20 protein-coding genes and 2 pseudogenes are annotated in these 20,764 nt (G+C 69.4%); 16 read left to right on the top strand and 6 right to left on the bottom strand.

Features of this window, described 5'->3' with window-relative positions; translation table 11 throughout:
• Window positions 1–81 precede the first annotated feature (81 nt).
• From ACZ7LS_RS33900 to ACZ7LS_RS33880, 5 genes and pseudogenes are all read left to right on the top strand, one after another.
• Window positions 82–2,343, top strand: a complete 2,262-nt coding sequence (locus tag ACZ7LS_RS33900) for a serine/threonine-protein kinase (protein WP_385133721.1) — start codon at window positions 82–84, stop codon at window positions 2,341–2,343.
• A 244-nt stretch (window positions 2,344–2,587) separates the two neighbouring features.
• Window positions 2,588–3,541: an alpha/beta fold hydrolase gene (locus ACZ7LS_RS33895; protein WP_385133724.1), complete on the top strand. Its 954-nt coding sequence runs from the start codon at window positions 2,588–2,590 to the stop codon at window positions 3,539–3,541.
• A 74-nt stretch (window positions 3,542–3,615) separates the two neighbouring features.
• Window positions 3,616–3,870 (top strand): annotated as a pseudogene (locus ACZ7LS_RS33890) (DUF6333 family protein); the annotation flags it as partial.
• A complete protein-coding gene (locus tag ACZ7LS_RS33885; protein ID WP_385133727.1) occupies window positions 3,773–4,159 on the top strand; it encodes a DUF6333 family protein in 387 nt (128 codons plus the stop codon). The pseudogene ACZ7LS_RS33890 and the gene ACZ7LS_RS33885, both read left to right, overlap by 98 nt.
• Before the next feature lie 64 nt (window positions 4,160–4,223).
• Window positions 4,224–4,712, top strand: coding sequence for a GNAT family N-acetyltransferase (locus ACZ7LS_RS33880; RefSeq protein ID WP_382516478.1), 489 nt, complete (start codon window positions 4,224–4,226; stop codon window positions 4,710–4,712).
• 172 nt (window positions 4,713–4,884) lie between these two features.
• On the opposite strand, the gene ACZ7LS_RS33875 is transcribed toward ACZ7LS_RS33880, so the two are convergent.
• Entirely contained in the window at window positions 4,885–5,784 is a 900-nt protein-coding gene (locus ACZ7LS_RS33875) for an SDR family NAD(P)-dependent oxidoreductase (RefSeq protein ID WP_385133729.1), read from the bottom strand.
• 57 nt (window positions 5,785–5,841) lie between these two features.
• On the opposite strand from ACZ7LS_RS33875, the gene ACZ7LS_RS33870 reads away from it, so the two are divergent.
• Complete coding sequence (locus ACZ7LS_RS33870) at window positions 5,842–6,492, top strand: TetR/AcrR family transcriptional regulator (RefSeq protein ID WP_382516484.1); 651 nt, start codon at window positions 5,842–5,844, stop codon at window positions 6,490–6,492.
• 144 nt (window positions 6,493–6,636) lie between these two features.
• Here ACZ7LS_RS33870 and ACZ7LS_RS33865 read toward each other — a convergent pair whose 3' ends face one another.
• Window positions 6,637–6,975, bottom strand: a complete 339-nt coding sequence (locus ACZ7LS_RS33865; RefSeq protein ID WP_385133733.1) for a YciI family protein — start codon at window positions 6,973–6,975, stop codon at window positions 6,637–6,639.
• A gap of 112 nt (window positions 6,976–7,087) precedes the next feature.
• Window positions 7,088–7,987 (bottom strand): RNA polymerase sigma factor SigJ, encoded by a 900-nt coding sequence (gene sigJ / locus ACZ7LS_RS33860; RefSeq protein ID WP_382877118.1) that lies wholly within the window; start codon window positions 7,985–7,987, stop codon window positions 7,088–7,090.
• Between the two features lie 102 nt (window positions 7,988–8,089).
• On the opposite strand from sigJ, the gene ACZ7LS_RS33855 reads away from it, so the two are divergent.
• The gene (locus ACZ7LS_RS33855; protein WP_382665071.1) at window positions 8,090–8,452 is read left to right on the top strand and encodes a hypothetical protein; all 363 of its coding nucleotides are present in this window, start codon (window positions 8,090–8,092) and stop codon (window positions 8,450–8,452) included.
• Window positions 8,453–8,488: 36 nt separating this feature from the next.
• Here the strand turns inward: ACZ7LS_RS33855 and ACZ7LS_RS33850 are convergent, their stop codons facing one another.
• The gene (locus ACZ7LS_RS33850) at window positions 8,489–9,394 is read right to left on the bottom strand and encodes an NADP-dependent oxidoreductase (RefSeq protein ID WP_385133737.1); all 906 of its coding nucleotides are present in this window, start codon (window positions 9,392–9,394) and stop codon (window positions 8,489–8,491) included.
• A gap of 150 nt (window positions 9,395–9,544) precedes the next feature.
• Here ACZ7LS_RS33850 and ACZ7LS_RS33845 point away from each other — a divergent pair.
• A pseudogene (locus ACZ7LS_RS33845) lies at window positions 9,545–9,682 on the top strand (MerR family DNA-binding transcriptional regulator); the annotation flags it as partial.
• A 144-nt stretch (window positions 9,683–9,826) separates the two neighbouring features.
• Here ACZ7LS_RS33845 and ACZ7LS_RS33840 read toward each other — a convergent pair.
• Window positions 9,827–10,831, bottom strand: coding sequence for a LacI family DNA-binding transcriptional regulator (locus tag ACZ7LS_RS33840; protein WP_382665070.1), 1,005 nt, complete (start codon window positions 10,829–10,831; stop codon window positions 9,827–9,829).
• A gap of 166 nt (window positions 10,832–10,997) precedes the next feature.
• Window positions 10,998–11,804, bottom strand: coding sequence for a sugar phosphate isomerase/epimerase family protein (locus tag ACZ7LS_RS33835; RefSeq protein ID WP_382516501.1), 807 nt, complete (start codon window positions 11,802–11,804; stop codon window positions 10,998–11,000).
• A 276-nt stretch (window positions 11,805–12,080) separates the two neighbouring features.
• On the opposite strand from ACZ7LS_RS33835, the gene ACZ7LS_RS33830 reads away from it, so the two are divergent.
• From ACZ7LS_RS33830 to ACZ7LS_RS33795, 8 genes are all read left to right on the top strand, one after another.
• A complete protein-coding gene (locus tag ACZ7LS_RS33830; RefSeq protein ID WP_382665069.1) occupies window positions 12,081–13,526 on the top strand; it encodes an ABC transporter substrate-binding protein in 1,446 nt (481 codons plus the stop codon).
• 230 nt (window positions 13,527–13,756) lie between these two features.
• Window positions 13,757–14,623 (top strand): carbohydrate ABC transporter permease, encoded by an 867-nt coding sequence (locus ACZ7LS_RS33825; protein WP_382516507.1) that lies wholly within the window; start codon window positions 13,757–13,759, stop codon window positions 14,621–14,623.
• On the top strand, window positions 14,623–15,477 hold the full coding sequence (locus tag ACZ7LS_RS33820) for a carbohydrate ABC transporter permease (protein WP_382516510.1): 855 nt from the start codon (window positions 14,623–14,625) through the stop codon (window positions 15,475–15,477). Before ACZ7LS_RS33825 ends, ACZ7LS_RS33820 begins: the two co-directional genes overlap by 1 nt.
• 5 nt (window positions 15,478–15,482) lie before the next feature.
• Window positions 15,483–16,682, top strand: a complete 1,200-nt coding sequence (locus ACZ7LS_RS33815; RefSeq protein ID WP_382970785.1) for a hypothetical protein — start codon at window positions 15,483–15,485, stop codon at window positions 16,680–16,682.
• Window positions 16,679–17,668 carry a hydroxyacid dehydrogenase gene (locus ACZ7LS_RS33810; protein WP_382516515.1) on the top strand — a complete coding sequence of 330 codons (990 nt, stop codon included), beginning with the start codon at window positions 16,679–16,681 and terminating at the stop codon, window positions 17,666–17,668. Before ACZ7LS_RS33815 ends, ACZ7LS_RS33810 begins: the two co-directional genes overlap by 4 nt.
• On the top strand, window positions 17,665–18,642 hold the full coding sequence (locus ACZ7LS_RS33805) for a D-2-hydroxyacid dehydrogenase (protein WP_382516517.1): 978 nt from the start codon (window positions 17,665–17,667) through the stop codon (window positions 18,640–18,642). The genes ACZ7LS_RS33810 and ACZ7LS_RS33805 overlap by 4 nt, the downstream gene beginning before the upstream one ends.
• A 13-nt stretch (window positions 18,643–18,655) precedes the next feature.
• Window positions 18,656–19,804, top strand: a complete 1,149-nt coding sequence (locus ACZ7LS_RS33800; protein ID WP_382516520.1) for a mandelate racemase/muconate lactonizing enzyme family protein — start codon at window positions 18,656–18,658, stop codon at window positions 19,802–19,804.
• Between the two features lie 31 nt (window positions 19,805–19,835).
• Complete coding sequence (locus ACZ7LS_RS33795) at window positions 19,836–20,660, top strand: polysaccharide lyase family 7 protein (protein ID WP_382516523.1); 825 nt, start codon at window positions 19,836–19,838, stop codon at window positions 20,658–20,660.
• The last annotated feature ends 104 nt before the right edge of the window (window positions 20,661–20,764 follow it).

Below are 20,764 nucleotides of genomic sequence, written 5' to 3'. Positions count from 1 at the left end.
GCCCTGCGACTAGTTTGTAGGGAAGACAGGTACGCGGGCCCGTGGTTGCACAAGTGCACGGGGGACGGGAGGTCGGGAAGAGTGTCGCTGCGCGTAGGCGATCCAGTCGAGATCGGCGGTTATCCGCTTGAGGCACGGCTCGGCTCGGGTGGCATGGGCACGGTCTTCCTGGCCCGTACGAGCTCGGGGCGGCCTGTCGCGATCAAACTGATCCACCAGCAGTTCGCGGGGGACGACGAGTTCCGTATCCGTTTCCGGCAGGAGGTGGCGGCCGCGAGGCGGGTGAGCGGCGCGTTCACCGCCGCCGTGGTCGACGCCGCCCCCGAGGCCGAGCAGCCGTGGATGGCGACGACCTATATCGAGGGGCAGACGCTCGCCCAGCGCATCGCCGCGAAGGGCCCGCTGAACGGGCCGGAGCTGAGAAGGCTCGCCATCGGGCTGGCGGAGGCGCTGCGCGACATCCACCGGGTGGGGGTGGTCCACCGCGACCTGAAGCCCTCGAACGTCGTGCTCTCGTCCGAAGGCCCGCGCGTCATCGACTTCGGCATTTCGCGCGCCGTGGACCAGCAGACGCTGACGATGACAGGACGGGTCATCGGTACGCCGCCTTTCATGTCGCCGGAACAGCTGCAGGCGCCGCGTGGTGTGGGGCCGCGGTCCGATGTCTTCTCCCTGGGGACACTGCTGGTGTACGCGGCGACGGGCCACGGGCCCTTCGACGCGGACAGCCCCTACCTGACGGCGTATCAGGTGGTGCACGAGGAGCCGTCGCTGGGTGCCGTGCCGTCGGCTCTGCGCGAGGTCGTCGAGTCGTGCCTGGACAAGGATCCCCAGGGGCGCCCCTCCGCGGACGAACTCCTCGTACTGCTGCGGGACCTGTCGGCCGACCTCGGCGGGACCGACACGAGCGGGGTGGGCGCGGGCCGTACCCGCGACATGATCACCCAGCATCACTTCGCGACGCCTGCCACCCCGGCGCCGACCACCCCGGCGCCGACCGCCCCGGACGATCCCGGTACGGGGAGCACCGGCACCCCCATCGGCCGCCGTCTGCGCGGCCGGTGGCGGCCCGTGCTCGCGGCCGCGGTCGCGGTGGCGGCGATCGGCGGGGGAGTCGCCCTGCTACAGACCGGCAGCGTCGGGAGCAGCGACGGCGACAAGGGCAGCGGCGGCGACAAGGCCGCCGGCGCCGCGGCGCCGGGTGCCGTGCTTCCGGCCGGCTTCGAGCCGTGGCGCGCGACCGTGCCCGGCGGTCGCGAGGACATCCCCGACGAACTGCGTTGCGTCGCGCGCGGCGACGCACTGTTCTGCGGGGGCGGCGGCGTGGTCGCGACCCGTATCAGTGCCCTGGACGGCTCGCGGGTGTGGACGGCGAAGAGCCCGGGCGTCCCCGTCCAGGGCATGCACCTGGTGGGCGCCACCGACGACACGGTGCTCGGTTACCGGTTCGCCGCCGAGGACGCCCCGCAGAACCCTCCCAGCGAGGTGGTCGCCATCGACGCGGACAACGGCCGGGAGCTGTGGTCCGTGCCGTCCGGCGCCCAGTCGACGGCCGTCACGGGGCGCACTCGGGACGCCCTGGTGGTCGGCTCCGCCGTCGTGACGGTCGACGCCTCCAACTCCCGCTTCGAGGCCAGGGACGCGCACAGCGGTGAGGTCGCCTGGAAGAGGCCGTTCCCCGCGGGTACGCAGTGCGCTCCCGTCCCGGTGGGCCCACAGCTCTTCGCGATGTGCGCGACGAATACGGAGGTGGACGCCTCAGCGGTGCGCCACCCCACCCTGTACCCGGTCGACCGGGCCTCGGGGGCACTGGGCAGGCCCATCGCGGTCGACGGCCCCGCCCTGCCGATGGGCGTCGCCGACGGCAGGCTCGTATTCCTTCTGGGACGCATGGAGGGAACGGCGCTGGCCGGATACGACGGGGTGGCGCGGCTCGACCCGGCCTCGGGGAAGGTCACGTACTCCCCGTTGGACAGGACATACGCGGGGGCGCCCGGCATGGCGGACGGCACGGTCTATATGAGCGGGCAGACCGGTCTGATCACGGCGTTCGACCCCGCGACCGGCCGGAAGAAGTGGTCGCGGCAGACGAGTGTGGAGGGCGCGTCGGGCCCCGCGGCGGGAGCCGGCGCACTGTATTTCAGCTCGGTCACCGGCCGGGTGGTCGCGCTGTCGCCGCACGACGGCGAACAGCTGTGGACAACGGATCCGCAGGCCGAGGGTTTGACGGGCGACGCGAGCGCGACCTCGCGCGTGACCGTCGTGGGGCGTGCGGTGGTCGTGGCCGCGGCCAAGAACACCCTCGTCGCCTTCGACGCACGGAATCCGCCGAAGTCGGGCTGACTCCGGCGGCGTTGCCGTGATCACGACAGACGACCGGCGTGCGGGGCCGGCGCTCTGGAGCGGGCAGCCGCCCACGGCCTGAGGAACACCGCTCAGTGGCCGTTCGCGGGGGTTGACCCCACGGCGCTCACTGGCATCAGCGACACCACCAACAGACGGGCCAGCCGGGTTCTTTGATCACCCCAGGTCACCGAATGATGGAGCTGACAGGCACAACAGCCCCTCATTCGCCGAAGGATCACTCATGTCCCGCACTCCCCGCAAGCGCCGGTCCGCATACCGCGTTCTGTCGGCCCTCGCCGTGCTGACCTTGACCGCCGGCGCCGTCACGGCCTGCGGCGACAACGACTCCGCCCCCGAGCACGCGCCCTCGTCCTCGTCCTCGGCCACGGCCTCGGCCACGCCGTCCGCCTCGCCGGGAGCCGGCCGGCCAGGCGTATCGAAGCTGCACGTGATCACCAATGACGGTCACCGTCTGGCCTTCCATGTCACACAAGGCAACGGCCACACGGTCGTCCTGGACTCGGGCGGCGGCGAGGACTCCTCACAATGGAAGGACCTCGTCCCCAAGCTCCACGCGGACACCGGCGCCACCGTCATCACATACGACCGGGCCGGTCTCGGGAAGAGCGACGTGGTGCCCGGCCCATGGAAGGCCGAGAGCGCTGCCGGCGACCTCACATCGGGGCTTGAGCAGCTGGGCGTCACGGAGAACGTGACCCTGGTGTCCCACTCCCAGGCCGGCGAGATCGCGAACTACTTCGCCAAGGACAACCCGAAGATGCTCGCCGGCGCGGTCCTGGTCGACGCCAACCTCCCCCCGTTCTTCACGGACGAGGAGATCTCCCGTCTCGTAGCCGCGAGCGAGCCGCAGGTCGACGCGGCGAAGAAGGACCCCGACAAGCCGGAGAACCGCCGGCTCATCTCCACCGCGGAGGGATTCGCCCCGGCGCACAAGGCATTCCACAAGGTCACTTGGCCGGACTCCGTACCGGCAACGGTCATGGTTTCGGAGAAGACCCCGTTCGACGGCTCACCCGTGGACGTCCAGCGCTGGCGCGCCGCGGCCGCTTCGTTCGTCCAGGACGGCCCCGACCGAACGCTCGTCACCGCCGAGGGCAGTTCCCACGACGTACCGAAGGACCGTCCCGACCTCGTACTCAAGGAGATCGCGGACATGCTCGCCACACCACACTGACCCCCGGCTGGGAGCAGCCCGAATCCCGCGCACACCGGCCCCCTTCGTGTGATGACGAGTTCTAGGCTCCCGCCATGAGCCCGAACACGCGTCTCGCCTGGCGGCAGTCCACCCTCCGGATCACCCGCGTCCACCCGCCGTGCCCCGCCCCCTACGACCAGCACACCATCCGTCGTGCGCCGGCCCATGACCCGGCGCGCGCCCGCGCGGTGGTCGCCGAACTCTCCACGGTTGCCACCGTGGTGGAGGAACTCGCCCCCATGCCTCGCCGGGACATGGGCCACCCCCGGCACATCGGCGACCTCGACCACGTCGCCGTCGGCTGCTGGGGCAGCGTCGTCCAGATCAGCGATCCGGCCTTCGGCGAGGACGGCGTCCTCTCCACCAACCGACCCCGCGCGGCTTCTGCGGGCTGTCGGCGTCGACCGGGACGGCCTCGGAGGCGCCTACCTCCACACCGAACGGGGCGAGCCCTTCATCGGCGTCGACTACCTCGACCTCCTCGCCCGCGGCCTGCACTCCTTCTACGGTGACGAGAACCTGATGGTGTCCGTCTTCAAGGTCGCCCGCACCGATGACGTCCAGGACGCCATCGACGACGTCTGGCGTGAGGACTGAGGCCGGTGGGCGGCCCGCCCCACCACGTGATCCGCTGGTCGATCCGCTGGTTTACGGTTTCCGCATGACGACGACGCTCCGCCTGGAAACGGTCACCGCCGCCAACTTCGATGCCGCGATCGGTCTGAGGGTTCGCCCCGACCAGGAACACCTGGTGGCGCCGGTGGTGAAGTCCCTCGCCGAGGCATACGTATACCCCGGCATCGCCTGGCCCCGCCTCATCGTCGACGGTGACCGGCCCGTGGGCTTCCTCATGGCCTTCCTCGATATCGACTTCGCGGGCGACGGCACGGGCGCCGACATCCGCTCGGGACTGTGGCGGCTCAACATCGCGGCCGGCGAACAGGGACGCGGATACGGCCGCTTCGCGGTCGAGTCCGTGGCCGCCGAGATCCGCCGCCGCGGCGGCACCCGACTGACCACCACCTGGCATCCGGGCGAGGACGGGCCCGAGGGTTTCTACCTGGGGCTGGGGTTTCGGCCGACGGGGGAGACGAGCGGGGACCAGAAGGTCGGCGAGCTGGAGTTGGGCCAGGGCGTATTGCGAAAGTAGCGCCGTCCGCCCGCGGGCCAGGCGGGATTTTCGGGGCACGCCCTGGACGGACGCGCCGGACGTCGCGGTTCGTCCGCCGGAATGGAGGGTGCGAGGCGCTGACGGAGCCGGTGAACGCTCCGCCCCCTGGGTGCGCATGCGCTCCGGCCGGAGCCGCCGGAACATGCCCAGGTCATGGACGGCGCGAAGGGGAGGGAGCGGTGGGCCGGGCCGCGGCTCCCTTCGGGTAGTGGCGGCGCAGGTTGGCGGCGAGGATCCGGTCGACCGTGCGGTCGGGCAGCATCGGGCCCAGGCGCATGATCAGAGCGGCGTCCCGGCCGGCGGTGTAGCGGGTGCGTGGCCTGCGGGTGGTCACGGCCTTCGTGATGACACGGGCGGCGGCGTCGGCGGTCAGGCCCGACGCGGTGCCCGAGGCCATCAGCGCGTTGTTCGCCTGGACCAGCCCGCCGTAGCGGTCGTCCTGCTCCGGTGTCATCCGGGCGGCCAGGTCGTTCGCCGTCGCGATCCCGCGGGCGGCCATCTCCGTACGGATGCCGCCGGGCTCGACCACGATCACCCGCACGCCGAGCGGCGCGACCTCCCGGCGGAGCGAGTCGCTGACCGCCTCCAGGGCGAACTTCGCGCCGGCGTACGCGCCGTATGTGGCCATGGCGAACTTGCCGCCGATCGAGCTGATGTTGATCACACGGCCCTTGCTGCGCAGCAGCGCGGGAAGGAGCGCCTGCGTGACGGCGATATGGCCGAACAGATTGACCTCGAACACCTGCCGCCACCGCGCCATCGGCAGGGCTTCGACCGGGGCGTTCACCTGGACGCCGGCGTTGTTGACGAGCGCGTGCAGCGGGCGCGGGTCGTCGGCGATCCGTACGGCGAGAGCCTCCACCTGGTCGGACTTGGTGATGTCGAGGATGACCGGCTCGATGCCGGCCGACCGGATGGCGTCGGCGTCACGGTCACGTCGTACACCGGCCAGGACGTGGAATCCCTGACGTGCCAGTCCCCGGGCGGTCGACGCACCCATGCCCGTGGAGGCGCCGGTCACGACGATGAGCTTCCGAGTTTCAGATGACATTGTCACCTTAGCTACGCTACCAGTGAAGATGACACTGTCAACTGTATGGTGGGGTCCATGGTCACTCGTGCGGAGTCCGCCGCCGTCACCCGCCGCGCGCTGCTCGACGCGGCCGCCCAGCTCCTCGACCTCGGCGGCCCCGAAGCCGTCACCCTGCGCGAGGTGGGCGCGCGGGCAGGCGTGAGCCGGGGAGCGCCGTACCGGCACTTCACGGGCAAGGACAGCCTGCTGACCGCCGTCACGACCGAGAGCTGGCAACGGATCGCCGACCAGGTCCAGGCCCTGCGGACCGACCCCGCCCTGTCGGCCTCCGCCAGGCTGCGCGGCGCTCTGCACACCCTCGTCGGCGTCGGCAGGGACCAGCCGCACCTGTACCAGATGCTGTTCAGGCGCCGTGGGCACCGCCCCGAAGAGCTCGGCGAAGGACTCGACCGCGTCCGGCGTCAGCTGTGCGGACCGGGGGACGACCCGATCGCGGACCGCGTGCGCGCGGCCGGGCGCTTCCAGGACGAGTTCCTGGCCATCGTCGCCGACCTCGTCGGGGAGCGGAACACACGGCACTACGGCGCCCTGCTGCTCACCAGCGCCCACGGCATCGCGGACATGGAGCTCAGCGGCCACTTGGACACAGACAGGTTGCGCACCACCGCGGACGAACTCATCGACACCCTCGTCCGCATGGTCGCCGACGCCGGCCGAACGGCATAGCGAGCCGCATGTGCGTGAGTCACCGACCACGCGCCGACCGTGAACCGGGCCTCCCCGTCCGCCCGACGGCGGCGGACACGGCTTCGGCGACGATCACTCAGGATGCGCCGGATCCGGGTCCCAGCCGCGTCGGGCCGTCTTCGATCAGACGGTCGTGTCGGGCATGATCTCCCGGACCTCCTGCGCACAGCGGCACGAGGCAGCGATCTTGGCGGCCCACTCCAGCGCGTCCTCACGTGAGGGCACATCGATGATCGAGAACCCGCCGAGCACCGCCTTGGTCTCCGGGTACGGGCCGTCGGTGACGGTCCCGTCGGTGGCCACGACGCTCGCCTGCTGCGTCTCCAGTCCACCACCGAAGACCCACACACCGGCCTCCTGAGCCTGACGCACCACCTTGTGCGAGGCCTCGGCCACCGCGCGCAACTCCTCCTCGGGGAAGGACATCGCGCCGTCATCGAACGAGATCAGGTACCGCGTCATCAAGGCTCCCTCGGCTGTTGGCCTCCTTCGGCCGCCTCACACCCTACGACGAACGCCTCACCTCGGAACCGACACTTCCCCAACGCGCGGAACACGCCCCACGGGACAGCCCTCAGCCGTCCCGCACCCACGGCCGCAGCTTCTCCGGGTTGCGGACCGCCCAGATCCGGGTGACGCGGCCGTCGACGACATCGAACGAGGCCACGGTCATGACGGCGCCGGCACGCCGGGCCACCAGGCCCGGCACACCGTTGACCGAGCGCTCCAGCAGTTCGAGCCCCGGAGCCTTCTCGGCGATGGCGACCATGTACTGGGCGATACGCGCACCGCCCTCGACCGGGTGCGGGACGGTACCCACCATGCCACCGCCGTCGGCGGTCATCACGGCGGCCGGGTCGAGGAGCCCGACGAGGGCCGCGATGTCCCTCGTCTCCCATGCTTCTTTGACCTGCCGCACCACATCGGCCTGCCCGTCCGCCGTCACCGGAGCCCGCGCGACGCGCACGCGCCGCCGGGCGGAGGCCGCGAGCTGCTTGCAGGCCGCAGGGGTCCGGCCGACGATGCCGGCGATCTCGGCGAAGGGGAACCGGAAGACGTCGTGCAGGACGAACGCCACCCGCTCGGCGGGTGTCATCGACTCCAGGACCACGAGGAAGGCCATGGTCACCGATTCGTCCAGGATCATCTGGTCGGCGAGGTCGGTGCCATGGCCGTGGTGCCACTCGGCGTGGTCGGGCAGCGGATCGGGCAACCACGCGCCGACGTAACGTTCACGCCGGGCCCGCGCCGAGCCGAGCACGTCCAGGCAGACGCGGCCGGTCACCGTCGTCAGCCAGGCGCCGGGGGACACGATCTCGTCCCGCCGGGTTCGTGGCAGCGCGTACCAGCGTGCGTAGGCCTCCTGTACGGCGTCCTCGGCCTCCGCCAGTGAACCGAGCAACCGGTAGGCGACATTGATCAGTTGGCGCCGCTCACCGGCTATCTCATCGGTGTCCGTCCCTGCCGTCCCCATGCTCCCGACCGCCTCCTCGCCTTACCTTTCGCGGGCCCGCGTCGTCGGGCTGGTGAGACCTTATCGATCTACTGCCCCCCGGGCGGAAAAGGGGACCGTGGCATGGCAACCCAGGCGACGGCACAGCGCCGCTGGTCGTTTCTGCGGATCGCGATCACCGTGCAGACCCTGACCATCTTCCTTCAAGCGGTCTCCGCCGGACTGCTGCTGACCTCGTCCTACGGAGAGACGCTGCACAGCGCCGGAGCCCGCGTGATGTACGGGGCGTCGATGCTGTACGTGCTCGCGGCGGTGCTGGCGTGGAAGCCGGGCGGCGGCTCGCTCCGGCCCGTCTGGCACGCGTCCGGCTTCCTTGTCCTCGCCTCGGTCCAGGTCGTGCTCGGTATCGCGCACGTACCGTCGGTCCATCTCCCCCTGGGCGTCCTGATGTTCGGACTGAGCGTGCTGGCGTCGGCGCGGCGCTGAAGTCCGTCACGCCCCGACGGCGACGCCGCGGCGAGCTCACACACGGACCACGATCTTGCCCCGCGTGCGTCCGCGCTCGGCGTATGTGTGCGCTTCCGCGATCTGTTCGAGCGGGTAGGTCCGCTCGACGCGCGGTGTGTAGCGGCCTTGCCGGCCGAGTTCGGCCGCTTCGGCGAGGAGCGTGGGATCGTTCTCCGCGTTGGCCAGATGCACGCCCAGGAGATGCGCGTTGGTGTGGTCGGCGATCGTCGACACACGAGCGGGGTCGCCCACGATCGCGACGAGATCGCCCAGGGACCCGGAGGCCGCGGTGTCGAGCGCGATGTCGACACCGTCCGGAGCCAGGATGGCGAGGCGCTCCGCGAGGCCGGTGCCGTAGGTGGTGGGAACGGCTCCGAGGGAGGTGAGGAATTCGTGGTTGCGTTCGCTGGCCGTGCCGATCACAGTGGCGCCCCGGGCCACCGCGATCTCGACCGCGGCACTGCCCACGCCTCCGGCGGCGCCCTCGATGAGAAGGGTGCGCCCCCGCAGAGGTCCGAGCACCTTCAGCCCGCCCATCGCGGTCACGGACGCCAGACCGGCACCGGCGGCCTCCTCGTCGGTCCATGTGGCGGGGGTGTGTGCCCAGGCCGAGAGCACGGCCAGCTCCGCCGTCGCGCCGGTGACGCCGCCCAGCCCGAAGACACGGTCGCCGATGCTCACCCCCCGCACCCCCTCACCGGTCTCATCGACCACACCGGCGGCATCACGCCCGGGAATCGCGGGCAGGTCCACAGGAAGCACCTCTCGCACCGCGCCGGAGCGCACCTTCCAGTCGACGGGATTGACGCCGGCCGCCGTGACACGGACGCGGATCTCGCCGGGCCCGGGACGCGGGTCCGGCACCTGCTCGACCACAAGAGTCTCCACACCGCCGTACTCGTGATAGCGGACTGCGCGCATGAGGTTCTGCCTTTCCGCGCGGCCTGAACCGGCCGTTCGCGAGATCAGTGGGGAGCATGTTCGGCGGGCCGCCGACACTCACTACGCTAAAACCTGACATCAGTGTCAGGTGCAAGTCGGGCTGGTCGCCGGAACCAAGGAGGAGGACCGGTGCGCATCGGTGAGGTCGCCGACAAGGCGGGAGCGAGCGTCCGCGCGCTGCGCTCCTACGAGGAACAGGATCTGCTCCGGGCGGACCGCGGCCCCGGCGGCCGGCGGCATTACCCCGACACGGCCGTCGGCCGGGTGCCGGGTCCGACTGCTCCCACATGCGGTGAGACCTCTGCCGCGGCGACCCCCGACGCCACCGGCAGGCGGCGGATACGTGTCCCGGTCGTCACCGAGCTCTTCGTCGCACTTCCGATGACGGGCCGCGCGCATTCCGCCGTCGGCCTACGCGGTGTGCGAGGGCCTCGTGGTCCCCGGGGGGACACTGGTGTCCCTGATGACCAACTCCATCGGGATGAGGAGCGGTTCGCTGTCGGGTTGCGAGGTCATGGACAGCTCCAGCCGCTCGGCGGCCTGCCTGCCGAGCTGGTCCCGGGGGCCCGACACCGTGGTGAGGAGGCGGCCCGAGGACGGCATGCGGTCGAGCGACAGGTTGTCGCACCCGATGACGGAGATGTCGTCGGGTACCTTGATGCCCCGTTCCTCGAATCCCGCCATGGCGCCGAGAGCCACGAGGTCGTTGTACGCGACGATCGCAGTGATGCCGGCGTCCGGCAGCGAGGCGATCGCCTCGTAGCCATGGCGGGTGGTGGAGCCGCAGGGGACGACGGTGATGTCGAGGCCGAAGGCCGCGGCCGCGGCGAAGGCCCGGACGCGCTCCGCGTTGGCCCAGGAGGCTTCGGGGCCGCTGAGATACGCCACCCGGCGGTGGCCGAGCTGGGCGAGGTGGCCGCAGACCAGTGTCATGCCGCCGTGGAAGTCGACCGAGACCGAGGGCGTGCTGAGGCCGGGCACCATCCGGTTGACCATGACCATCGGGGTGCCCTGGAGGGTCAGGTCCACGAGCGAGGCGCGGTCCATCCGGGGCGAGCACAGCAGTACTCCGTCGCAGCACCGCATCAGGTCCTGCGCGTACTCGTGTTCGCCGGCCGCGTTCTCGTCGGACTCCATGATCATGACGCGGCGTCCGTGCGTACGGGCCACGCTGGAGACCGCCTTGAGGATGTCGGGGAAGTACGGGTTCGCGAGATCCGGGACCAGGACTCCGATCGCGCCCGCCTCGCCGCGGGCCAGTCCCTGAGCGGCCGCGTTGGGCCGGTAGCCGAGGTCCGCGACGGCGTCGTGCACCCGCTGAACCAGCGAAGGGTCCACCTTGGCAGTGCCGTTGAGCACCCGGGACACCGTGGAGGTCGAGACGCCGGCCGCCGCGCCCACCTCACGGATGGTCACCCGGGACCGCCCTGTCTCACTGCCTGATCTGCCGATCCGCGACCTGCTCAACGAGCGCCTCCGAACGTCCGGGAGAAAACAACAACCTCAAGCGGAAATCATCTGGGGTAAGCCCCGGCCGGTTGCCGCGGCGGCCGTGCGCGTACCTCTGACAGGGTAAAACGATTCACTGGGCGTCGTTTTCCCTCCGCGCGTCCGCGACGAGGTCCCGCAGGTGGTTCACGTCACGCTGAAGCACGCGCTCCAGCGACCCGAACGGGTAGTGGACGTGGAGAGAGAGCGGACCGCGGTAGCCGCGCCGGAGCAGTAACGGGAGGATCCTCGGCCAGTTGACGACGCCACCGTCGGCGAGTGGCTGCCAGTCACACTCCCAGCCTCGCGCGCCCCGCCGCCACACCGCGTTCTTGACACCGACGCAGCCGATGCGTTCGATGCCCAGCATGTCGAGGCCGAGCCGCACGTCCTCGCTTCCCTCCTTGGCCTGGTTGCCGGGATCGGCGTAGACGAGAACATCGCCGTGTCCTTCAAGAAGCCGCAGAGCGTGCGCCGCTGAGATGTGCAGGGTGCCGTGGTGCAGTTGGAGCGCCAGGCGCACACCGTGAGCGGCGGCGAGGTCCACGAGGCCGTCCAGGCACCGGCGTGCTTCGTTCAGGTACGTCGGGTAGTCCCCGTGTCCGGGGTAGCGGTAGAAACCGATCCGCACCAGAGGGACTCCCGCTTCGGCGCAGCTCGCGATGGTCCGCTCCGCCTCCGGCCCGGCGGCCGTGAGATCGGTGGTGACGATGTCGAGCCCCAGCCCCGCGCGCTCCAGGGTGCCTGCCGCGACGACTATGTCCTCCGGTGTGCCGGGCGTCACCGCTTGCCCCGCACGGACGAGAAGGTCGGCGCCGTCGACACCCAGGGAAGCGAGCCGGTCGGCGAGCCGGTCGACGCTGGTGGATCCGAATGGTTTCGTCAGGACGATCAAGCGCACGGCGGCGGCCCTCCGGTCTCGGTCCGATGTGTGAAAGCGTTCCCTCAGAATCTATCAGTCAGGTCCATCATGCAGATCTCCTGGTCAAAAGTGCAGCTCAGAGGTGCTGTGTACGGATCTCTTCCAGGATGGACAAAGTTGATCTTGTGAAAACGCTTGCTCGGATCTTCTGTCGCCCCTAGCCTCATCCGCACCTCAGGCCCTGGGTTTCCGCGGGGCCGATAGGTCGGCAGAGGTCAGTGGTGCCCTCGCCGTAACACCGGCAGGAGGACTCTGATGGTCAAGAGACGACGTTCGAGGGCGGTCGCCGCGCTGATGACGGTGATGGCGGTGGGCCTGTCCGGCTGCGGGACGAGCGGGGACGGCGCCGCGGAGGACACACTCACCATCTGGGACTTCTCCGTGGAGCAGACCGCCTTCCATGACAAGGTCGTCGCCCAGTACGCCAAGGAGCACCCCGGAACCAAGGTCGAGTGGCGGTCGATCTCGCAGGACGAATATCAGCAGACGCTCCCCCTGGCCTTCCAGAGTCACCAAGGGCCGGACATCTTCTACTGGAGTTCCGGTGGCCCGTCGAACATGGCCCAGCTGCTCGACCAGAAATGGATCCGGCCGCTGACGCCGGACGGCAAGGTCTCCAAGGACTTCACCAGCCGCTGGCCGGAGGGCTCCTTCGTCGAGGGGATCAACACCTACCAGGGCAAGACCTACGGGTTCCCCTTCTCCGAGAACCTCTACTGGGGTCCCGGATACATGTTCCTGAACAACAAGGTCTTCAAGGACGCCGGGCTCGACACGGCGAATCCGCCCAGGACATGGTCGGAACTGAAGGACTCCTGCGCCCGGATCGAGGCCAAGACCGACGCCTACTGCATCGCTTCCCCCAGCAAGGAACAGGAACTCCAACGCATCTGGTTCGCGCTCGCGTCGGGAGCGTCGACCGACCTGTTCTTCAATTTCCACGAGGGCAAGTTCTCGCTGGACGATCCGCAGGCACTGAAGACGTTCTCGTACATCCAGGAGCTTCAGAAAGCCGGCTACCTGGCCCCCGGGCTGAACGACAAGAACTTCTCCCGGCAGCAGTTCGCCGTCGGGCAGGCCGGGATCTACCTGGACGGCACCTGGGTACCCAGCGTCTGGAACAGCCAGGGGTTCACGGGCGACAAGTACACCGTCGCGGCCCATCCCGTACCCGACGACGGGGCGACCGGCGCCCTGGCCCGCCAGCACGACGGCAACAAGTACTGGGTGAGCTCGCAGACGAAGAAGGCGGAAGCCGCCTCGGAATTCCTGCGGTGGATGACCGAGCCCGACGGTTACTTCGCGAAGGAGTACCTCAAGACCGGCTTCGGAACGCTCGCGTTCGCCGATTCGGCCAAGCAGGTCACCGACCCCGCCATGAAGCAGATCATGAAGATCGCGGATCAGCCGGGCTACCGCGTGAACGTGCCCGTTCCTGTCCAGAAGTGCCCCGACCTCGTCAAGTCGACGGCGTATCTGGACGCCATCTCCAAGCGGCCCAACTGGGAGTACGAGGCGATGGTCGAGGCACTCACGAGCGGAAAGCCGCTGGCCCCGGAGGCGGGGAAACTGGTCGCGGAGCGTCAGAAGACCCTGGAGGACGGGCTCAAGAAGGAAGCGGCGTCGGGCCTGAAGGTTTCGATCGACTGCTACACCTTCCCCGACTGGAAGTACACCGAGGACTACGCGCCGAACCAGTAGTGGCCGCGAGTTCACCCCGACCGGTTCACCCCGACCGGTTCACCCCGCACCGCCCGTACTTCCCCGCAAGACGAGGACCTTTCATGACAGCCGTTCAGATTCCCCCGCCGGCCGCACCCCCTTCAGTGAAGTCCGTCTCGCGGAAGGACACGTCGAGGGAACCGCCGCCCGGCCACGAGGCACCACGCGAGCGGGCCAAAGGGTGGGACCGCCTGTGGGTGGCCCTCTTCATGGCACCCTTTCTTCTCCTGTACCTCGGATTCACGATGTGGCCACTCGTCGCGACGGTCTACTACTCGTTCTTCGACTGGTCGGGCAGCGGGCCGATAGACAACTTCGTCGGCGCCGACAACTACGGGTCCATCCTCGGCGACAGCCTCTTCTGGCTCGCCGTGGCCAACACCCTGATCTTCGCCGTCCTGACCACGGCGATCAAACTCCCGCTCTCTCTCGTCGTCGCCGTCCTCTTCACGCGGAAATGGCTACGGGGCAAGAGGGTCTTCCGTACCGTGTTCTTCGCGCCGCTGATCATCCCGGTGGCCATGGCGGGGCTCGTCTTCACGTACCTGCTCAATCCGTCGAACGGCGCACTCAACGCGATTCTGCATGATCTGGGAATCACGGACGAGTCGGTCGACTTCTTCGCCTCGCGATGGAGTTCCCTGCTGGCTCTGGTACTCATCTCGGTATGGCAGGTGTTCGGCCAGTACGTCATCTACTGGATGGCCGCCATCCAGAACGTCCCCGATGAGCTGTACGAGGCGGCCGAAATCGACGGCGCGAGTGAATGGAAGAAGCTCACCCGCATCACGCTGCCGATCATCAAGCCGGTGGCGGTCATCATCCTGCTGCTCGGCCTGGTCAACGCCATGCATGTGTTCGGGCTGGTCGTCACCCTCACCGGCGGCGGTCCCGGCACCAGCAGCTATGTCGTCTCGTACTTCATCTACGAAGAGGCGTTCGGAAGTCTGCCCTTCTCCTACGGATACGCTTCCGCCGCGGCGCTGCTCTTCTCGGTCATCGCCTTCGTCATTGTCATGAGCCAGGGCTTTTTCGTGCGCCGGGCGCAGAAGCTCCGGAAGGAGTACGGCGTCTGATGAGCACAACACGAGAGCGTTTCCGAGTGCGCCGGGCGACCCGGGCCAATCTCATCACGTTGCCCCTGCTCGTGGTGGTCTCCCTGATCTGGATCTACCCCTTCCTCTGGACTGTCTCGGGGGCGTTCAAGACCCAGACAGGACTGTTCACCGGGGGCGCGGGGCTCATCCCCGACCAGTTGAACTTCGACAACTTCGAACGTGCCTGGGTGAACGCCGGCTTCTCGCGGTATTTCTTCAACACCGTGCTGTACACGGTGATATCGACCGCCATCGAACTGGTGAAATCGGCGCTGTGCGGCTACATTCTCGCGCGCTACGAATTCCCCGGACGTAAACTGCTCCACCGGACCATCGTCGCGACCCTGTTCATCCCGGTCGCCTCGATCATCATTCCCCAGTTCGTGCTGGTCGACCAACTGGGCCTGCTCAATACGCGGGCCGGTGTCATTCTCGCGATGTCCGGAGCCGCGGGCGCACTGTACGTACTCCTCTTCATCGGGTTCTTCTCCAGTGTGCCTCCCGCGCTGTTCGACGCGGCCAAGCTCGACGGCGCGGGCTTCCTCCGCACCTTCCGCCTCGTCCTCCCGCTCGCGAAACCGGTGATAGCGGTGGTGGTCATCTTCCAGTTCGTCAGCAACTGGAACGAGTTCAACATCCCCCTGGTCTTCACCCTGGGCCAGCCGGAGCTGCAGAACCTCGCCGTCGGAATGCTCTCGTTCAAGGGCGAACACGCCGTGGACTGGACCGGGTTCGCCGCCGGGATGACGATCTCGTTCGTCCCCATGCTCCTCGTCTTCCTCTTCTTCCAGAGCTACTTCGTGCGTGGCCTGGCCGGCGCGACCAAGGAGTGACACGCGTGATTCCTGCGACTCTTCCCGCCGGCCGGTCCACGGGTCCGGCCCGGGGCCGCGACGGGACGTTCGCCTACACCTGGGACATCGTCGGCGATCCGGCGGCGGCACACCGGATCGCCGACCTGGGGCTGGGCACGGTGACCCTCCAGGCCGGCTATCACGCGGTACGGGCGATCACCTCCCGGCATCCGCGCCACAGAATCGTGCACGCGGCGCACGCCGCCGCGTACTTCCCGCTCACCCCCGAGATCTGGCGGGGACAGACACTCACACCGCTGCCCCCCACCTGGGGAGTGGACGTGCCGGACCGTTTCGGCACCGCGGCGGCGGCCCTGAGCGCCGCGGGTCTCCGTGTCGAGGCATGGCTGGTCCTCACCCACTCGTCGGTACTCGGCGCCCGCGCCCCCCACCTCACGGTCCGCAACGCCTTCGGCGAGCACTACCCGTACGCCCTCTGTCCGGCCCACCCGGAAGTGCGTGCCTACGCCCTCAACCTGGTCCGGGAGGTCTGCGGTCGCTACGACGTGCCCAGCCTGATGCTGGAGGCCTGCGGCTGGCTCGGATTCGAGCACGGCAGCCACCATGAGAAGACCCATGGCATGGACCTCTCGCCCGGCTGCCGCGATCTGCTCTCGGTCTGCCTGTGCACGGTCTGTTCCGCGGCGCTCGCGGGCGACGGCGTGGACCCGGACGCCCTGGCGCGCGACATCCGCACCGCCGTGGACGGCGAACTGGCGCACGGCCGCCCGGCCCCCGCCACGCTCACCGAGACCCTCGGGGAGGACCGCGCACAGGGGCTGTTCCGTCACAGACACGCCGTCATAGCCGAACTGACCGGCGCTGTCGCCTCCGTGGCACCGGACCGTGAACTGCTGCTGATGGCCGACGACGACCCTCAGGCGACCGGCCCCGACAGCGGGCTGGACGTCACCGCGTTCGACGGCCCCGCCGACGCCTTCGTACTGAAGTGCTGGGACGACGAGGACAGCGCGGTCGCCAGAGTCGAACAGGCCGTACGGCGCACGACGGTTCCGGTCATCGCCAACGTCTCCGTACTCGAAGACCCGCCGGACACGATCGCGCGGCGCGCCGCCCGGCTCAGCGCCGCGGGCGCCCAGCGCATCCGCTACTACCACGCGGGACTGGCCTCGGCCTCCCGGCTCGCCGCAGTGCGTACCTCCGTACAAGGGGAACAGCGATGACACTCACCGGCATCTACACCATGAACCCGGACCTCTTCGAGGATGTCTACGGTCCCGAGGAACGCGCCGCCATCGAGCGGCATGTCGACATCCGGCATCCGCTCTGCCCCGGCGACGCCCTCACCCCGGAGCACCTCGCCGAGGTGGACGTTCTGATCACCGGCTGGGGCGCCCCCCGGCTGAACGCCGCACTGCTCTCCGCCGCGCCCGGACTCGGTCTGGTGCTGTACGGCGCCGGCTCCACCCGTGGCCTGGTCACCCCCGACTCCTGGGCCCACGGCGTCAGGGTCACCTCCGCGGGACCGGTCATCGCCGAGACCGTCGCCGAGTTCACGCTCGCGCAGATCCTGTACGCGCTCAAACACGGATGGCGCTACGCCCTCGGCTCCCTGCGCAACCGGACACCGGTACCCAGACAGCCCGAACTCGGCACCGGCGGCTCGACCGTGGGCCTGGTCTCGCTCGGCGCCGCGGGCCGCGCGACGGCGCGTCTGCTCTCCCGCCACGACGTACATGTCCAGGCATACGACCCGTACGCGAGCCCGGAGACGGCCGCGGAGCTCGGGGTCCGGCTGGTCCCACTGGACGAACTCTTCGCCACCAGCGACGTGGTGAGCCTGCACACCCCCCTGCTGCCGGACACCGAGGGCATGGTCGGCGAGCGGTTCCTCGAATCCATGAAATCCGACGCCACTCTGATCAATACCGCCCGGGGCGGACTGATCGACGAGCCCGCGCTCATCGAGGTGGCCCGCCGGAGGCCGGACCTGTTCTTCGCACTCGACGTCACCGATCCGGAACCCCCTCCGGCCGGTTCGCCCCTCTTCTCCTTGGACAACCTCGTGATCACACCCCATCTCGCCGGAAACCTCGGCCCTGAGCGCCGCCGGCTCGGCCGCGCCATGGCTGGTGAACTGGAGCGTTACGTGACCGGGCGCCCCCTTCGCCACGAAGTGACGGCCGACGCGACGCGGTACGCGGCATGACCGGGGACCGCGGCCTGCTGGTGATGCTGCCGCCCCATGACCAGCGCACCGCTCAGTGGCCGGCCCGGCTGGAAAGCGCCGTTCCCGCGCTCAGGGTCGTACGGCCCGAGACGCGGGAGGAGACGATCGAGGCGCTGAGCCGGGCCGACGCGGCGTACGGCGCGCTTCCCGGGGAACTCCTGCCGTACGCGGGCCGGCTGCGCTGGCTGCAGGTCCCCCAGGCCGGACCGCCGCCCGGCTTCTACTATCCGGAACTCGTCCGGCACCCCGTCCGCATCACCAATATGCGTGACACCTATACCGACCATGTCGCGGCGCACACCATGGCGCTCGTCCTGGCCCTGGCCAGGGGCCTGCCGCGCTATATGCGGGACCAGCTCGGGCCGGTGTGGGCCCCCGACTGGTCGCCGGACGCGGTGATCCCTCTCTCGGAGGTCCGCGCCCTGATCGTCGGAACGGGAGCGGTGGGCGCCGAGGTCGGGCGGCTGCTGGCCGCGTTCGGTACCGAGGTCGACGGCATCGACGCCCGGCAGACCGTGGCCCCGCCCGGGTTCACCCGTCTCCACCGGCCGGAGCGGCTGGAGGCCTGCCTCCCCGAAGCCGACCTCGTCATCGTCACCCTTCCGCACACACCCCACACGGAAGGGCTGATCAACGCCGAGCGGCTGGCGCTCATGAAGCCGACCGCCTGTCTGGTCAACGTCGGCCGCGGCCAGACGGTCCGGCTCGACGCACTGACCGAGGCACTCGACAAAGGGCGGCTCCGGGCCGCCGCCCTGGATGTCTTCGAAACCGAACCACTCCCGGCGCACCACCCTCTCTGGCGCCGCCCCGACGTGCTGATCACCCCTCATGTCGCCGGTGCCGGCCCGCACGCCGACGAGCGGCGCCTCGCCGTCCTCCTCGACAACGCCCAGCGGTTCACCGAGGGAAAACCTCTGGTCAATGAAGTCGAGAAGGCCAATTGGTACTGAGGAGAGCCGGACCATGACACACGGCACGCATGGATCGCCCACCATCGAACGCGTCGAGACCTTCACCGTCGCCCTGCCCACCCTGCGCGACTTCACCGTCGCCGGCGGCCCCGTCACCCGCGGCGGCCGGCCCGCCATCCGCGTCCTGGTCAAGGTGACGGCCTCGGACGGCAGTACGGGCTGGGGCGAGGCGACACCGATCCCCTCGTGGACGTACGAGACCACCGAGTCGATCGTCTCCACCATCGACCACTATCTGGCGCCCGCGGCGACCGGGCGGGCGCTCTGGGATCTCGACGGACTCGTCAGGACCTTCGACCGGACCATCAGCCGGGGCTTCTCGATCGGAATGCCCCTGGCCCGTTCGGCCGTCGATGTCGCCTGCCACGACGCGCTCGCCCGGTCACGGGGCCTGTCCCTGGGCGAACTGTGGGGCCGCCGCCGCGCCGACACCGTCGAACTCGCCTGGATCGTGACGGGCACCGACGCGGCGACGGCCCGGGACTCCGTCGCCGAAGGCCAGGCCAACGGCTACCGCCACTTCAAGGTCAAGACAGGCGTCGCCGCCGGGGCCGATGACCTCGCCGTCGTCACCGCCGTCCGCGAAGCCGCCCCGGACGGCATCCTCTGGGTGGACGCGAACCAGTCCTGCACCGCGGACTCCGCGCTGCGCATGGCACGGGCACTGGCGCCCCTCGGCGTCACCGCGTTCGAACAGCCGCTCCCCGCCAACGACATCGACGGTCTGCGCAGACTGCGCGACCTGAGTCCGGTGCCGGTGGCGGTCGACGAAAGCCTGCGGCACCCCAGCGATCTGGCCACCTTCGTACGCCTCGGTGCCGTCGGAACCGCCGTCGCCAAGGTCCAGCGCTGCGGCGGCCTCACCCTGGCCCTGCGCCAGTGCCAGCTCGCGGAGGACTGCGGGGTGGAGATCATGGGATCGGGCCTGACCGAGTCCGACATCGGCCTCGCGGCCTCGCTCCACCTCTTCGCCGCGTTCGGCGTCACCACCCCGGTCGACCTCAACGGCCGGCAGTTCCTCACGAGCCCCTATGCCACCGACCCGGTCATCCGCATCACCGCGGGAACAGCCGAGGTACCCGCGGGACCGGGCCTCGGTATCGGCGTCGACGAGGAGGTGATACGCGAACTTTCCGTCTGAAGCACATCATCCCCAACATGAGGAGCCGTTCATGTACCAGTTCACGTCCCCCACACCGCGTCGCAGGCTGTACTTCGGTTTCGCGTCCCTCGCCGCCTGCGCCACGCTGGTCGCCGGCGGTCCCGCGGCCTTCGGCCTGCCGGCCCAGTCGCCGACGGCGGGAGCCACCCCGGCCGCCTGCCCCTCGCCATCCTCGGTGCTCGGGCTCACCAGCAACTGGAAGATCCAGCTGCCGGTGGACGACCCCAACGCCTCGGGTACCCAGCCCCTGGAGATCAAGCAGCCCGCGCTCGCCTCGTACACCATCAACCCGTGGTTCACCCCGACCTCCGACTGCAAGGGCGTCACGTTCCGCGCGGCGGTCAACGGGGCGACCACGACCAACACGTCCTACCCCCGCTCGGAACTGCGGGAGATGACGAACAACGGTGCGTCCCTGGCCAGTTGGTCCTCGTCCTCCGGCACGCACACGCTCATCATCGACCAGGCCATCAACCGTCTGCCCGCGACGAAGAGCCATGTCGTGGCGGGACAGATCCACGACGGCAACGACCGCTCGGTCTTCCGGCTCGAAGGCACCAGCCTGTATGTCACCAAGGACAACGACACCCACTACAAGCTCGTGACGAGCAACTACAAGCTCGGCACCCAGTTCGAGGCGAAGTTCGTCGTGAGCGGCGGCAAGATCAAGGCGTACTACAACGGGGTCCTCCAGACCACCATCACCTCGGCCTTCACCACGGGGTACTTCAAGGCAGGCGTCTACACCCAGGCCAACTGCGGCAACTCCTCGCCGTGCAGCAGCGACAACTACGGCGAGACCACGATCTACAACGTCAGCGTCAAGCACAGCTGAGGCGTGTCACCGACATAGCGCTGTCCGCCCCTGGGGCGGAGCCCGCTCCCGCGGTGGCAGCATGCCGCCGCGGGAGCGGGCGATCGCACGGAGCGAAGGCGTCG

The sequence above is a fragment of the Streptomyces sp. NPDC039430 genome (assembly GCF_055639435.1).
Note: the sequence above shows the minus strand (reverse complement) of the source record. Positions and strands in the feature narration are given on the sequence as shown.

Bases quoted from the DNA above. Each gene is read 5' to 3' on its own strand.
- ACZ7LS_RS33825 (WP_382516507.1), top strand. From the start codon at position 13,757: ATGGCACCCTTTCTTCTCCTGTACCTCGGATTCACGATGTGGCCACTC.
- ACZ7LS_RS33865 (WP_385133733.1), bottom strand. From the start codon at position 6,975: ATGACGCGGTACCTGATCTCGTTCGATGACGGCGCGATGTCCTTCCCC.
- ACZ7LS_RS33875 (WP_385133729.1), bottom strand. From the start codon at position 5,784: ATGTCATCTGAAACTCGGAAGCTCATCGTCGTGACCGGCGCCTCCACG.
- ACZ7LS_RS33895 (WP_385133724.1), top strand. From the start codon at position 2,588: ATGTCCCGCACTCCCCGCAAGCGCCGGTCCGCATACCGCGTTCTGTCG.
- ACZ7LS_RS33870 (WP_382516484.1), top strand. From the start codon at position 5,842: ATGGTCACTCGTGCGGAGTCCGCCGCCGTCACCCGCCGCGCGCTGCTC.
- ACZ7LS_RS33810 (WP_382516515.1), top strand. From the start codon at position 16,679: ATGACACTCACCGGCATCTACACCATGAACCCGGACCTCTTCGAGGAT.
- ACZ7LS_RS33800 (WP_382516520.1), top strand. From the start codon at position 18,656: ATGACACACGGCACGCATGGATCGCCCACCATCGAACGCGTCGAGACC.
- ACZ7LS_RS33830 (WP_382665069.1), top strand. From the start codon at position 12,081: ATGGTCAAGAGACGACGTTCGAGGGCGGTCGCCGCGCTGATGACGGTG.
- ACZ7LS_RS33820 (WP_382516510.1), top strand. From the start codon at position 14,623: ATGAGCACAACACGAGAGCGTTTCCGAGTGCGCCGGGCGACCCGGGCC.
- ACZ7LS_RS33850 (WP_385133737.1), bottom strand. From the start codon at position 9,394: ATGCGCGCAGTCCGCTATCACGAGTACGGCGGTGTGGAGACTCTTGTG.
- sigJ (WP_382877118.1), bottom strand. From the start codon at position 7,987: ATGGGGACGGCAGGGACGGACACCGATGAGATAGCCGGTGAGCGGCGC.
- ACZ7LS_RS33880 (WP_382516478.1), top strand. From the start codon at position 4,224: ATGACGACGACGCTCCGCCTGGAAACGGTCACCGCCGCCAACTTCGAT.
- ACZ7LS_RS33805 (WP_382516517.1), top strand. From the start codon at position 17,665: ATGACCGGGGACCGCGGCCTGCTGGTGATGCTGCCGCCCCATGACCAG.
- ACZ7LS_RS33795 (WP_382516523.1), top strand. From the start codon at position 19,836: ATGTACCAGTTCACGTCCCCCACACCGCGTCGCAGGCTGTACTTCGGT.
- ACZ7LS_RS33855 (WP_382665071.1), top strand. From the start codon at position 8,090: ATGGCAACCCAGGCGACGGCACAGCGCCGCTGGTCGTTTCTGCGGATC.